Here is a 12,522-nt window from a genome sequence, read left to right as displayed (position 1 = left end):
TGGATGGACAACAACGAACAACGGATCGACCTCAGTCAGGCAGTCGAGGTGAGCGGCGAGCTCCTGCCGCAGGCCAATGCCGTTCAGCTTTCCGTGGTACGCCGCGGCGGCGAGCGCACGACGCTCACCATTCCGGCCGCGGACCTGCAGCGGCTGGTGCCTCTCCTGCTTCTGCTGGGCCGCGCCCTGCCTCAAGTCGAACCTGATGCCGGCGCCAAGCTCTCGTTGGTCCCGACCGACTCACTCAGCGTCGGAGAACTGCCGGGCGGCGAGACGCTGCTGGCGGTCGCCGTCGGCCCAGCAACGGTGGGCTTCTCCATGCCAGCCGCTGCCGCCGAGAAGCTGGGACGTTCCCTGCTCCTCGCCGGCAGCGAAGCACCTGCCCTTACTTCAGTACAGTAAAGCCCTGCTTCTCGAAGAAGGGCTTGCCGGCCGGCGACTTCAGATAGTCGACGAAGGCCTGCGCGTCCGGATTGGTCGAGCTGGCGAGCAGCGCCATCGGATAGATGATCGGCGGATGCGTGCCATCGGGGAAGGCGCCGACGATGCGCACATTGGGATCGGACGCGGCATCGGTCTTGTAGACGATACCCAGCGGCGCCTCGCCGCGCGAGACGAGCGTCAGCGCCATACGCACATTCTCCGCCTGGGCCACGCGGTCGGCCACCGAGGACCATACGCCCAGCGACTCCAGCGCCGCTTTGCCATACTTGCCTGCCGGAACGGAGTCGACATTGCCCATGGCCAGCCGGCCGTCATTGCCCAGCGCCGCGCGCAGCCCGAATCCCTTGTCGATCTTGAGATCGATCTTGGAATCCTTGGCGGCGATCAGCACGATCTGGTTGCCGAGAAAGTCGGAACGGCTCGGCGCCTTGATCAGCTTGCGTTCGGCGACATAGTCCATCCAGGGAACGTCGGCTGAAATGAAGATGTCGGCGGGAATGCCGCCCTCGATCTGCTTGGCAAGCACCGAGCTCGCGGCATAGGAAACCTTGGTCGACTTGCCGGTCTGCTTGTTCCAGGCAGCCGAGACCTCATCGAGGGCGTTCTTCAGGCTGGCCGCCGCAAGAATGACGACGTCCTTGCTCTGCGCTTCAGCGGGCCGTGTCCCGCCACCGGCCAACGCCAGCGCGGCTGCGGCCAAGGCTGCCGTGAAAATTCGACGAGTTGCCAGCATGAAACTCTCCCACGTTCTGATCGTGCGATATATCAGTTTGAACATATCGATATCCACTGGAATCGCGGACAATCTGCATATCAACGAGGCTAAAGCCCCCTCGTTGTAGCCGAATGGATATATGGCCCCGCCACCCCTATACTCCGGTCGCCATTTCCCAGGAGGACACATGCGGATCAGCGCCAGGAACCGATTGAAGGGCAAGATCGTCGAGGTGAAGAAAGGCCAGACGACCGCCCATGTCCGGATCGACGTGAACGGCATCATTGTCACGGCGGCCATTACTAACGACGCCGTCGACGAGCTCGGCCTCAAGGTCGGCCAGGAGGCCTATGCCGTCATCAAGGCCTCCGACGTCATGGTCGGCCTCGACTGATCCACGCCGATGGTCCGGTTGAACGAAATCCGTCGAGGCGAACGGGCGGTCGATCCGCCGGAAGGCTTCGACGCCTCGCTGCACTTTATCGGCTGCATTCGCACGCCATGGACGTCGCGGCTGGAAACACCGCGGCAAGGCCGGCTCGACGGACCGACGTGCCGGCTTGAGCTGGAGGCCCCGTGGGACGAAGGTCTGCTGGGCATTGAAGAGTTCGAGCGGCTGGAGGTCCTCTACTGGCTGCACGAATCGCGGCGCGACCTCGTGCATCAAAGCCCGGGCAATGATGGTGAAGCACGCGGCGTCTTCTCCTTGCGCACACCGGTGCGGCCCAACCCGATCGGCACGTCGATCGTGCAGTTGGTGAAGATCGAAGGACCGGTTCTATTCGTGCGCGGGTTGGATTGCCTCGACGGCACACCATTGCTCGATGTGAAACCTGACCGGACGCTGTTCGAGCCGCTCGCGCCCGCACAGGCCGGTGACTTCCAGGTCGGAGACCCGTGAGGCGTCGCGACGCCCTTGCCCTGCTGGGCGCCGGCCTCATCGCACGTCCGGCCCTTGCCCAAACCCGAACGATCGTCGATTCGGCCGGCCGCAAAGTCACGCTCCCCGCACGCATTGATCGCCTCTTCGTGGCCGGACCGCCGGCCTCGGTGCTGGCGTACACGCTGGCCCGCGACGCAATGGTGGGCTGGATCCGCACGCCCTCGCCCGCCGAGAAGGAATTTCTCGCCGCCCCGGCGCGCGATCTGCCCGAGACCGGCCGCCTCACCGGACGCGGCGACACGGTGAGCCTGGAGCGGCTGGTTGCGGCCAAGCCCGACATGGTCCTCGACTTCGGGTCGGTGTCGGAGACATTCGTCTCACTGGCTGACCGCGTGCAGAGCCAGACCGGCATTCCCTACGCCCTGATCGACGGTCGCTTTGCGGCAACGGCCGCGTCGTTGAAGCTGGCAGGCGACATGCTGGGCCGCGCCGAACGGGCCGCCAACCTCGCCGCCTATGCCGAGGCGAGCTTTGCCATGGTCGATCGGGTGCTGGCGCGTGTTCCCGCCGACCGCCGACCGCGGGTCTATCTCGCGCGCGGAGCCGAAGGACTGGAGACCGGCAGCCGGGGCTCGATCAATACCGAAATCATCGAGCATGCCGGCGCCGTCAACGTCGCCCAGGGACTGGGTGGCAGCGGCAATATCTCCAATGCCTCGCTGGAGCAGATCATCGCCTGGCAGCCTGACATCATCGTCACGCTCGACCGGACCTTCTTCACCAATGTGAAGACCAAGCCCGGCTGGAATCAGGTACGCGCCGTCGCAAATAACCGCGTCCATCTCGCGCCGAGCCTCCCGTGGGGCTGGATCGATGCACCGCCCTCGCTCAACCGGCTGATCGGCCTGCGCTGGCTGCTGTCCCTGTTCTATCCGACCGAGGCAGGCATTGACTTGCGCGCCGAGACGCGGGGCTTCTACGAACTGTTCTACGGCGTCGTCCTCACCGACGAGCAACTGGCGCGACTGCTGGGCGGCACGGCAAATTGACGGCCTCATGCGCGCCGTCCCAATCGTAACCCTGCTCGCCCTAGGCCTGCTCGCCGCCATGCTGGTCGGCAGCATGGTTGGCCCCTACCCGATCCCGGCAGGCGACGTCATCGGTGCGCTTTTCGCGCGGCTCCGCGGAGACGTCTACTCACCTCACATCGACACCATCCTGTTTCAGATCCGGCTGCCGCGCGTTCTGGCGGCGGCTCTGGTCGGCGCCGCCCTGGCCGCCGCCGGCGCCAGCTATCAAACACTCTTCCGCAATCCGCTGGTATCGCCGGACATATTGGGCGTCTCGGCCGGTGCGGGCTTCGGCGCCGTCCTCGGCATCCTGCTGTCGCTGCCCGTGATTGCCATCCAGGGGCTGGGCTTCGTGACGGGCCTTGCAACGGTCGCCATCGTCTACGCCCTCGCCCGCACACTGCGCAGCCAGAATGAAGTCCTGGTGCTGGTGTTGGCCGGCATCGTCGTCGGCGCGCTTGCCGGTGCCGGCATCTCGCTGGTGAAGATCCTGGCCGATCCCTACAACCAGCTTCCCGCCATCACCTTCTGGCTGCTGGGCAGCCTGTCGGGCATCAAGGTCGACGATGTCTGGAGCGTCGCCCCGCTGGTGATCGTCGGACTCCTGCCACTGGCCTTGCTGCGCTGGCGGATCGGCGTCCTGTCGCTGGGTGACGACGAAGCGCGCGCGCTCGGCGTCAATGTCGGCTTCGTGCGCGGTGTCGTGATCGCCGCCGCCACGTTGATCACCGCCGCGGCCGTCTCCGTCTCGGGTGTCGTCGGCTGGATCGGCCTGATGATCCCGCACATGGTCCGCCCGCTGGTTGGTCCGCGCTACGACCGCGTGCTGCCGGCGTCCATCCTAATGGGAGCAGCGTTCCTGGTGCTGGTCGATACCCTGGCGCGCTCCGCTGCCCGCATCGAAATCCCGCTCGGCCTGCTGACGGCGCTGATTGGCGCACCGCTCTTCGTGTGGCTGCTGGCGCGCGGCCGTCGCGTGTGGAGTTGACCATGCTGCAGGCCCGCCGCCTCGCCATCGGCTACCCGCAGCGTCGCGTCGCAGAAGGAATCGATCTCGCCGTCGGCCGCGGTGAAGTGCTCTGCCTGCTGGGGCCGAACGGTGCCGGCAAGACGACGCTGTTCAAGACCCTCCTCGGTCTCATCCCAGCACTCGATGGTGAAGTCGAGATCGAGGGCAAGCCGGTTGCCAGCCTGTCACGCCAGGCGCTTGCCCGCGCCGTGGCCTATGTTCCGCAGGCGCAGGTGATGGAGTTCGCCTATACCGTCCTCGACCTGGTGCTGATGGGCCGCACGGCGCATCTCGGACCTTTCGCAGCGCCCAGCACCACCGACTACAATCGCGCACGGGCCGCGCTCGACGAACTCGGCATCCTCGATCTCTCCGACCGCGAGGCAAATCGCATCTCCGGCGGCCAGCGCCAGCTCTGCCTGGTCGCCCGCGCTTTGGCGCAAGATGCACCGCTCCTGGTGATGGACGAGCCGACGGCGAGCCTCGACCTGGGCAATCGCTTCCTGGTGCTCGATCGCGTGCGCACCTTGCGCGAGCGCGGTTTCGGTGTCGTCTTCTCGACCCACGATCCGGACCAGGCGCGCGAACTGGCAACCAGGGTTGCCGTCATCGCCGACGGCCGCCTCGCCGCCTACGGCACGTCGCACGAAACTCTGACGGGCCCTGTGCTGAGTTCCGTTTACAGCGTGCCTGTCATCGTCGAGCGCACCGAAAGCGGGCGCTACGTCGTCGGCCCGCAACGCGACTAGGACGCCGCGAGGAATTTCGCCAACGCGTCGCACTGACGTCGAATGTCGGGCACGGCGGTCGTCTCCCAGAGCACGCCGCGAATCATCGGCCCCAGGGCAAAGAGCTGCGGCGAGGCGATCCCCATCCGATCGATCAGGCGGTAATCGTCATCGACATCCAGCCCAAGGCGCAACGGCCCCGGCCGCACGAGGCCGTCGGCAAACAGCGACACTAGGAGCGGATCATCGATCCGGCTGTAGTCGAGCGCCGGCCCCGAACAGTTGACCACCCAGCCGCTGTCGACGACTTCCCGAGCCGCACTGCGCCGCCTGGCGATGCTGACGCGAACGCCGTTCGGACGGGCCACGATCTCGCGCACCCGTCCGGCCACGATTTCGAGCCGGCCGTCTCGTCGTAGGGCCGCCAACTCCTCCGCGACCTGCGGCGCCAGCCTGTGGCGGTGAACTTCCCAGTACGGCCTGACATGGCGCATGAAGCGACGGCGCTCGGCGATGGGCAGGCGGCGCCACAGGGCTTGCGTATGCGGGCGCAGCGAATCCACGACCGTGCGCCAGTCGCCACCACGGCGTTTCTCTTCCTCCGCCGCCGTCCGCAGCACATGGACCAGGTTCGCCATATCGTTCGGCAAATGGTCGAGCGAGAAAGGCGATCTGGCGGGCTGCGCCTTGCGGTGCGCCGCCGGCAGCAGACCGCGCCGCGACACCGCAACCAGACGGCCGCGATGACCTTTGGCGACGAGTTCCAACACGACATCGACCATGGTGAGGCTGGTGCCGATCAACACGACCGTGTCATCGGGCGTCACCTCCGACAGCCTGCCGGAATGCCAGGGATCGGCGACATAGTGATCGACGCAGGTTTCGTCGATGTGCTCGTCTACTGGCGAAGCGGGTGGAAAATTGCCGAGGCAAAGGATGGCCCGGTCGACGTCCAATCCCCGACCGTCCGATAACGAAAGCGCCACACCACCGTCACCGACTTGCAATCCCTGGACGTCGGCGGAAATCGTGGAGACATCGGGAGATCGGCCGAGGATATCGCGCAGATAGTTTCCGTAGAGACCGCGCGGCAGAAAGGCACCGTCCTCGACCTCGCGGCCCTTTCCTCTTAGCCAGCCAAGGAAATGCGCCGGCTCCTCGACATGGGCGCTCATGCTGGCTGCCGGCACGTTCAAGAGATGGCGATCGATCTCGGTCGCGTAGGCAACGCCACGCCCGAAAGCTCTGTTGCGGTCGAACAGGAAAATATCCACCGGCGCAGGCGATTGTCGGGCGAGCCGGGCCGCGAGCATCGAGCCCGTGAATCCCGCCCCGATGATGCCAATGCGCTTGCGACGTGCGATCAGCGGCCAGCTCCCATGGACCGTCGACGTATCCCTGCGGATATATCGCCAGAGAATACCCAGACACGCAAACGGCGCCCCGTGCAGGAGCGCCGTTCAGTACGTTACCTTCGATCAGCGCTGGCCGGCACGAGGGGGCGAGCGAGGTTTCTTCTGGGAACTCCGGCCGTTCGTCGGTCGTGCTGTGCGTTCACGCTCATGACCCGGACTGTCTTCCGGACGGTGCCCATAGACACCGTGATCGCGCACCTCTTTGCTGCGACGCTCGTCCGCCTGATCGGAGGCGCTGTAGCGGCCGTAGGCGCTTTTGACGCCCCGCCGCTCTTTGTCGTCATGAACCATGAATCCTCCATTGGGCATGATCCCATTGGAGGAAATGGCCGCTGTCGGGCTTGGTTGCCCGCTCAGGCCGCGTATTTGCTCTCGGTCAGGGCGGGCCACATGGCGTCGCGGCCGGCCTTGGCGAAGGCCTGGCCGATCTTCTCGCCCCAGAAGGCCTCGCTGCCGAAGTCGCGACGCCACACCCAGAGGCGGCGCGTGTAGTGATGCAGGATGTGCTCGTGGGTGAAGCCCATGGCGCCCATCGACTGATGCGAGAGCGCCGCGATGCGGTGCGCGAAGTCCGAGCATTGCGTCTTGGCCGCCGCGATCGAGAAGCTGCCGCCATCGGCCAGCCCGCCCTCGTCGGCATCGCGCGAGGCCGACTCGGCCGACGCGATGGTAGCCGCCACGCAGCTCGCGAGTTCCGCCAGCATGTGCTGAATCGCCTGGAAGTTCGAGATCGGCCGGCCAAACTGGACGCGCTGCTTGCAGTATTCGACTGCCGTCACCAGCACCTTGTCGGCCGCGCCCGCCATCTGCATCGTGCGCATCAGGGCGGCGAGTTCCAGCGCGCGGTCGGCACTCACGGCGGACGCTGCCGAGAATTCGACCGGCGTATTGTCGAAGACCACCGTGCCGTACGGCTCACCGGCATGGCTCGGCGTCTCCTCGACCGACGCCTCATCGCGCGCCACGACCACCAGGGTCGGCTTGCCGCCAGCATTCACGACCGACACGAACCGGTCGGCGACGCTGGCGAACGGTACACGCGTCACCTTGCCCGACAGGCGATTGCCCTGAAGCGACAAGTCGCTGCCACCAAGCGCCAGAGTTGAGGGGCCGCTCGCGGGCTTGCCGCCCGACGCAGCGACGAGAAGATTGGCAAGTGTCGTCTCGGCGAGCGGCACCGGCACGGCATGCTCGCCGGCCACACGCAGGAGCGCCAACAGGTCGGCCAGCGTGCCGCCGACACCTTCCTGGGCTTCGGGCACGGCAATCAGTGGCAGGCCCATCTCCTCGATCTCTTTCCAGAGATCGGCCGGCCATACGCCCTTCTCGACGCCGTTAACGACGTCCTTGCTGCTGCGCTCGGTGAAAAAGCGGCCGGCGGTTTCCAGCAGCATGTCGCGGGTTTCGCGGTCCATGGTCGTTCTCCTCAACGCAGTCCGAGGCCGCGGGCAACGATGCCACGCAGGACCTGGGTCGTGCCGCCCTGGATGGTGTAGCTCGGGGCCATCATCGTGGCGTACTGGGCGATATCGAGGAAATCGGCGAGATCGTCCTCGGTCGTAGCGTCGGACTCGGCCAACGTGCGGGCGATCTCGGGCAGGTCCTGCTCGTAGATCGTACCGAGATCCTTCACCAGTGACGCTTCGATCGCCGGCGACTGGCCGCCCTGCATCATGCCTGCAACGGCGGTCGACATCTGACGCAGGGTCCACAGGCGTGCGATCAGACGGCCGACGATGGCGCTCGCGCGCTTGGCCGGCTGGCGGCCCAGGACGCGGATCAATTCACGCAGCACATAGACGTTCTGCATGAAGCGCTCGGGGCCGGACCGCTCGAAGGCGAGTTCGCTCGTCACCTGCAGCCAGCCATCGCCCTCGTTGCCGATCAGGCAATCCTCGGGGATGAATGCATCGGAGAACGTGACCTCGTTCCAGTCATGCCGTCCGGCGAGATTGATGATCGGGCGGATGGTGACGCCCGGCGTCTTGAGATCGACCAGGAGCTGGCTGAGGCCCTTGTGACGGTCGCCATGCTGCCCTGACGTGCGCACCAAGGTGATGCAATAGTGATTGCGATGCGCCCCGGAGGTCCACACCTTGGTACCGTTGACGCGGAAGCCGCCGGGAACCGGCTCGGCGCGCGTACGCACGGAGGCGAGGTCCGAACCCGAGTCCGGCTCGCTCATGCCGATGCTGAAATAGCATTCACCGCGCGTAATACGCGGCAGGATCGCCTGGCGCTGCTGCTCGCTGCCGAACTTCAACAGGAGCGGACCGGACTGGCGGTCGGCGACCCAGTGCGAACCGGCCGGCGCGCTGTTGCCCAGCAATTCCTCGGTCACGACGTAGCGGTCGAGGAAGGTGCGCTCGGCGCCGCCGTATTGCTTGGGCCACGTAATGCCGAGCCAGCCCTTGGCGCCGAGCGCCCGGCTGAACTCCGGCGACGGCGTGTTCCAGCTCGCAAACCGATCCTCGGTCTGGATGCCGGGCAGTGTCTCCTTGAGGAAGGCGCGGACCTCGCCGCGCAACGCCTCGGCTTCGGCAGGCAAGTGGAACGGTGGGAATTCGAGCTTGGGGATGGACATCATCATCTCGGCGGTTGGATGCCCCTTCTCTGTCGGCTAATCCTGTGGCGCGCAACCCGGGAGTTTCGAGGGTCGAATGCCCCGCCGTCCACCTCGCCTGCCACCGCTTCTGGCGGAATTCGACGACGACGAACGCGACGCCGTACTGGCCGCCAACCGTGCTTTCTACCGCGCCTTCAACGATCGTGATGCCAATGCGATGGATCAGATCTGGGCGCTGACTGGTTCGGTGATTTGCCTTCATCCCGGGCAGGCCGCCCTTCATGACCGCACCGAGATCATGGCGAGCTGGCGCGCCATCATGAAGCACCCGGAAGCGCCGCGCGTGCGCTGCGCCGAGGAATGGGTGGTCGGCCGGCCGGGGCTGGCGTTGGTGATCTGTCGGGAAATTCTGCCCAACGGCCAGCTCATGGCGAGCAATCTCTATGTACGAACGAGCGATGGCTGGCGCATGGCGAGCCACCACTCCGGCCCGGTGCCGCCTGTCGCGACCGAACGCCCCGCGCCCACCAGTTCACTGGCCGCAACCCGCGACCGGCGCAAACTGCATTAGCCTGGAATCAGAAGGCGACAGGCCCGCCTGCGCGCAGATGCGGCCGCAGCCGCGCATAGGGAATGTCGACCGTATAAGCGCCGGCAGCGTATGGCCCGACCTCGTAGGGATTGAAGTAAAGCTGCAGCTTGCCGGCCTGCCAGCAATAGTGGCTGCCTTCGCGCAGAAGCTTGGTGAGGCTCGCGGGCTTCAAGGCATCGTCGAAACCGGGATTCTCCACAAACTGCTTCTTGAGATCCGCGGCCGTGAGAATGACGAGCTCCTTCAACCATTGATCGCCCGGCGCGAACACAGCCTCGGGGGCCACGGCCTTGCCTGAACGCAGGTCGACCAGTTTGCATGTGATGGCGCCATAGCCATGCGCCCCGCCGGTATAGCTCCAGAAGTCCAACGCCACCGTGATGGCGTCGGGGCCGGGACGATAGAGAGCGTAGCTGCCCATCGCCGACCATTCCTGCGGACGATCGACGCCGGGATCAGAAGTCGGAGTGGTTTCACGTGCCGCCTTGGCGGCATTGTCGGCATAGACCTTGTTGACCGCAGAGAAGTCGGCTGTCTTTCCGGCGAAGCGCGGATAGAGAATGTCGATCGAATAGCTGACCTTGCCGACCTTGCCCTTCTTCTCAATCGTCTGCGCCTCGACGAAGGGATAGGTACCCGTACCGGATGCCTTGAGGTCGGCAATCCGCTCCTCGTATCTCTTCTTGAGACAATAGGTCGTCATATCGGGCTCGCTGGCGCCGCAGCTACGATTGCGGCTTACGATCCAGCTCACCTGGTTCTTCTCCAGGCTCTCCTTGGCCGGCCCGGTCAGCCGCCCCAGCAACGCCGTGTAGAGGCTCGCCAATTCGCGGTCGGCTTTGGCGAGGTCTGCATCCTTGCAGACCGCACGTTCCACGACATTGGAGGCTTTCGCACAATCGAAACTGGGCCCGCTCTGCGCCTGAGCTGCCGTAGCCGTCGTCAGAGCAACGGCGAAAGAAGTCGCCAGAAACAATCTCATCGCAATCTCCTTCCAGAGTTAGCGACCGAGGGGACCGTCGGCACGCAGCAGACTCCGAATCGCATTGTAGGGCACGGCAACCGTCAACCGTCCCTGGGCCTCGGGTGCTACTGCGCCCGGCTCGAAAACCAGGTCCAGCCGGTCCGCACGATAGTGATAGGGCGTCGCTTCCTGCAGGAGCGTCTTGAGTTTGCCGGCGTCGACCGACCTGGCTTTGGCAAGTACCTGCGCCGTCAAGAAACCGAGCCAATCACCGCTGAAGACGTCGGTAGGGCCGGCGAACCGCCCTGTACGCAAATCGACCAACGCCCCTTCGATGCCGCCGCGGCTGACTTCATCACCGATCCGCGTCCATCGCGATGTCGATACCGCGACGGCGCGAGGGCCGGGATAGGAAAGCTCGAAGGTCTGCTCGTTCGACCATTCCTCGCTCGCAGCGTCGCGGCCAGCTTTGGTGTCTGGCATGACCTCGGCCGCCGATTCGCGCGCACGCCCGGCAAAGCTGCGGTTCACCGCGGAAAAATCAGCCGTTGTTCCATCGAACTGCGGCCAGGCTGCCTCGATGCGATAGAAGATGTTGCCGATTCTGTCGTGTCTGATCAGCCAATAGGTGCCGACAAAGGGATAGCTGCCCTGCCCCAACTCCTTCAGTTGGGCGATCCGCCTCTGATGGAAATCCCAGAGGCAGGTATCCATCCGCGTGGGTTCATAGATACAGGCTTCGTTGCGGGCGGCGATCCAGCGCAACTGGTCCGTGATCAAATGCTCCCTGGCCGCGCCGGACAGCCGGTTGAACAGCTGCCTGTAGATCGCTGCCATGTCGCGGTCAGCACTAACAAGATCGGCGCTGCCACAGATCGCCCTTTCGGCCAGGCTGGCGGCCTTTGCACAATCAAAGCTCGGCTTCTGCTGGGCGAATGCCGGCGACACGACAGCGAGCGCCAGGAGTGGCGCCAGCCTCCTCATGCGCGACGCCAGGCCTTGAGGCGCCGCACCGCCTCTTCCATCTCGGCGGTCGAGCCGGCGAAGGAGATGCGTAGCGTCCCCGCCCCCCGGGCGCGGTCGAAGTCGACGCCGGGCGTCGTCGCGACACCAGCCTCGCGCAACATGAGCCGGCAGAACTCTCGGCTGTCGTTGGTGAGATGCGAAACGTCGGCGTAGATGTAGAAGGCGCCCTGTGCCGGTGTCAGCCGGTCGAGTCCCGCCGCCGGCAGGCCGGCCATGAGGAGATCGCGATTGGTGCGATAGCGGCGGACATGGCCATCAAGTTCCTCACGACACTCGAAAGCAGCCAGCGCCGCGTACTGGCTGAGCGTCGGCACCGAGATGAAGAAGTTCTGTGTCAGCCGTTCGATCGGTCGCACCAGATCGGGCGGAACGACCAGCCAGCCGACGCGCCAGCCGGTCATGGAGAAGTACTTGGAGAAGCTGTTGACCACGATCGCATTGTCAGTGATCTCGACCGCCGACGCGGTTTCGCCCTCGTAGACGATACCGTGATAGATTTCGTCGGAGATCAGCCGCACGCCTTTGGCGTTGCACCAGTCCGCCAGTGCCTTGAGTTCGGCGCGGTTCACCATCGTGCCGGTCGGATTGGACGGGCTCGCTACGATCAGCCCGTCGATGCGGCCGGCCTTCTCCAATGCCTCGACCGTCGGCTGGTAGCGATCGACCGCCGACGTCGGCAGATCGACGGTCTCGAGGTTCAGTGCCGTCAGGATGTTGCGGTAGGCCGGATAGCCAGGCGCTGCGAGCGCCACACGATCGCCGACATCGAAGCTCGACAGGAAAGCCAGCGGGAAGCCGCCCGACGAACCTGTCGTGACGATCACACGGTCGGGTGAAACCTCGGCGCCATAGACGTCGCGATAGTGACGCGCGATGCGTTCGCGCAGCGCCGGTACGCCGAGAGCAGCAGCGTAGCCGATGCGATCATTGTCCAGCGCCGCATGAGCCGCCGCGAGCGCGCCCTTCGGCGCCGGTGTGCTGGGCTGTCCGACCTCGAGATGGATAACGGTATCGCCGGCGGCTTCCTTTTCGGCCGCCGCTGCCATCACGTCCATGACAATGAAAGGATCGACGCCGCCGGCGCGGCGCGAGAGCTTACCCGACATGATG

At 65.4% G+C, this 12,522-nt stretch carries 15 protein-coding genes; 7 read left to right on the top strand and 8 right to left on the bottom strand.

Annotation, left to right across the window (positions count from 1 at the left end; translation table 11 throughout):
• Nucleotides 1-3 precede the first annotated feature (3 nt).
• A complete protein-coding gene (locus tag EPO50_RS17415) occupies nucleotides 4-402 on the top strand; it encodes a hypothetical protein (protein ID WP_296346267.1) in 399 nt (132 codons plus the stop codon).
• On the opposite strand, the gene modA is transcribed toward EPO50_RS17415, so the two are convergent.
• Nucleotides 386-1,177, bottom strand: coding sequence for a molybdate ABC transporter substrate-binding protein (gene modA, locus EPO50_RS17410; RefSeq protein ID WP_296346266.1), 792 nt, complete (start codon nucleotides 1,175-1,177; stop codon nucleotides 386-388). The genes EPO50_RS17415 and modA overlap by 17 nt on opposite strands.
• A gap of 169 nt (nucleotides 1,178-1,346) precedes the next feature.
• Between modA and EPO50_RS17405 the strand changes: the two genes are divergently transcribed.
• The 5 genes from EPO50_RS17405 to EPO50_RS17385 are packed head-to-tail and all read left to right on the top strand — an operon-like array spanning nucleotide 1,347 to nucleotide 4,870.
• Nucleotides 1,347-1,553 (top strand): molybdopterin-binding protein, encoded by a 207-nt coding sequence (locus tag EPO50_RS17405; RefSeq protein WP_296346265.1) that lies wholly within the window; start codon nucleotides 1,347-1,349, stop codon nucleotides 1,551-1,553.
• A gap of 9 nt (nucleotides 1,554-1,562) precedes the next feature.
• The gene (tsaA, locus tag EPO50_RS17400; protein ID WP_296346264.1) at nucleotides 1,563-2,060 is read left to right on the top strand and encodes a tRNA (N6-threonylcarbamoyladenosine(37)-N6)-methyltransferase TrmO; all 498 of its coding nucleotides are present in this window, start codon (nucleotides 1,563-1,565) and stop codon (nucleotides 2,058-2,060) included.
• Nucleotides 2,057-3,091, top strand: coding sequence for an iron ABC transporter substrate-binding protein (locus EPO50_RS17395; RefSeq protein WP_296346263.1), 1,035 nt, complete (start codon nucleotides 2,057-2,059; stop codon nucleotides 3,089-3,091). The genes tsaA and EPO50_RS17395 overlap by 4 nt, the downstream gene beginning before the upstream one ends.
• A 7-nt stretch (nucleotides 3,092-3,098) precedes the next feature.
• The gene (locus tag EPO50_RS17390) at nucleotides 3,099-4,100 is read left to right on the top strand and encodes an iron ABC transporter permease (RefSeq protein ID WP_296346262.1); all 1,002 of its coding nucleotides are present in this window, start codon (nucleotides 3,099-3,101) and stop codon (nucleotides 4,098-4,100) included.
• A 2-nt stretch (nucleotides 4,101-4,102) separates the two neighbouring features.
• Entirely contained in the window at nucleotides 4,103-4,870 is a 768-nt protein-coding gene (locus tag EPO50_RS17385; RefSeq protein WP_296346261.1) for an ABC transporter ATP-binding protein, read from the top strand.
• Here the strand turns inward: EPO50_RS17385 and EPO50_RS17380 are convergent.
• The 4 genes from EPO50_RS17380 to EPO50_RS17365 all read right to left on the bottom strand — a co-directional run bounded on the left by EPO50_RS17380 (nucleotide 4,867) and on the right by EPO50_RS17365 (nucleotide 8,854).
• Nucleotides 4,867-6,186, bottom strand: a complete 1,320-nt coding sequence (locus tag EPO50_RS17380; RefSeq protein ID WP_296346284.1) for an FAD/NAD(P)-binding protein — start codon at nucleotides 6,184-6,186, stop codon at nucleotides 4,867-4,869. The genes EPO50_RS17385 and EPO50_RS17380 overlap by 4 nt on opposite strands.
• 141 nt (nucleotides 6,187-6,327) lie before the next feature.
• Entirely contained in the window at nucleotides 6,328-6,555 is a 228-nt protein-coding gene (locus tag EPO50_RS17375; RefSeq protein ID WP_296346260.1) for a hypothetical protein, read from the bottom strand.
• A gap of 62 nt (nucleotides 6,556-6,617) precedes the next feature.
• A complete protein-coding gene (locus EPO50_RS17370; protein ID WP_296346259.1) occupies nucleotides 6,618-7,679 on the bottom strand; it encodes an acyl-CoA dehydrogenase family protein in 1,062 nt (353 codons plus the stop codon).
• An 11-nt stretch (nucleotides 7,680-7,690) separates the two neighbouring features.
• Nucleotides 7,691-8,854, bottom strand: coding sequence for an acyl-CoA dehydrogenase family protein (locus EPO50_RS17365; protein ID WP_296346258.1), 1,164 nt, complete (start codon nucleotides 8,852-8,854; stop codon nucleotides 7,691-7,693).
• Nucleotides 8,855-8,924: 70 nt separating this feature from the next.
• Between EPO50_RS17365 and EPO50_RS17360 the strand changes: the two genes are divergently transcribed.
• The gene (locus EPO50_RS17360) at nucleotides 8,925-9,401 is read left to right on the top strand and encodes a nuclear transport factor 2 family protein (RefSeq protein WP_296346257.1); all 477 of its coding nucleotides are present in this window, start codon (nucleotides 8,925-8,927) and stop codon (nucleotides 9,399-9,401) included.
• A gap of 7 nt (nucleotides 9,402-9,408) precedes the next feature.
• Here the strand turns inward: EPO50_RS17360 and EPO50_RS17355 are convergent, their stop codons facing one another.
• The 3 genes from EPO50_RS17355 to EPO50_RS17345 are packed head-to-tail and all read right to left on the bottom strand — an operon-like array spanning nucleotide 9,409 to nucleotide 12,518.
• Nucleotides 9,409-10,404 carry a lysozyme inhibitor LprI family protein gene (locus EPO50_RS17355; RefSeq protein ID WP_296346256.1) on the bottom strand — a complete coding sequence of 332 codons (996 nt, stop codon included), beginning with the start codon at nucleotides 10,402-10,404 and terminating at the stop codon, nucleotides 9,409-9,411.
• An 18-nt stretch (nucleotides 10,405-10,422) separates the two neighbouring features.
• A complete protein-coding gene (locus EPO50_RS17350) occupies nucleotides 10,423-11,370 on the bottom strand; it encodes a lysozyme inhibitor LprI family protein (protein ID WP_296346255.1) in 948 nt (315 codons plus the stop codon).
• A complete protein-coding gene (locus EPO50_RS17345) occupies nucleotides 11,367-12,518 on the bottom strand; it encodes a pyridoxal phosphate-dependent aminotransferase (protein WP_296346254.1) in 1,152 nt (383 codons plus the stop codon). The genes EPO50_RS17350 and EPO50_RS17345 overlap by 4 nt, the downstream gene beginning before the upstream one ends.
• Nucleotides 12,519-12,522: the final 4 nt, after the last annotated feature.

Source organism: Reyranella sp., from assembly GCF_004297405.1.
In the GTDB taxonomy this organism is placed as follows: Bacteria; Pseudomonadota; Alphaproteobacteria; order Reyranellales; family Reyranellaceae; genus Reyranella.
Note: the sequence above shows the minus strand (reverse complement) of the source record. Positions and strands in the feature narration are given on the sequence as shown.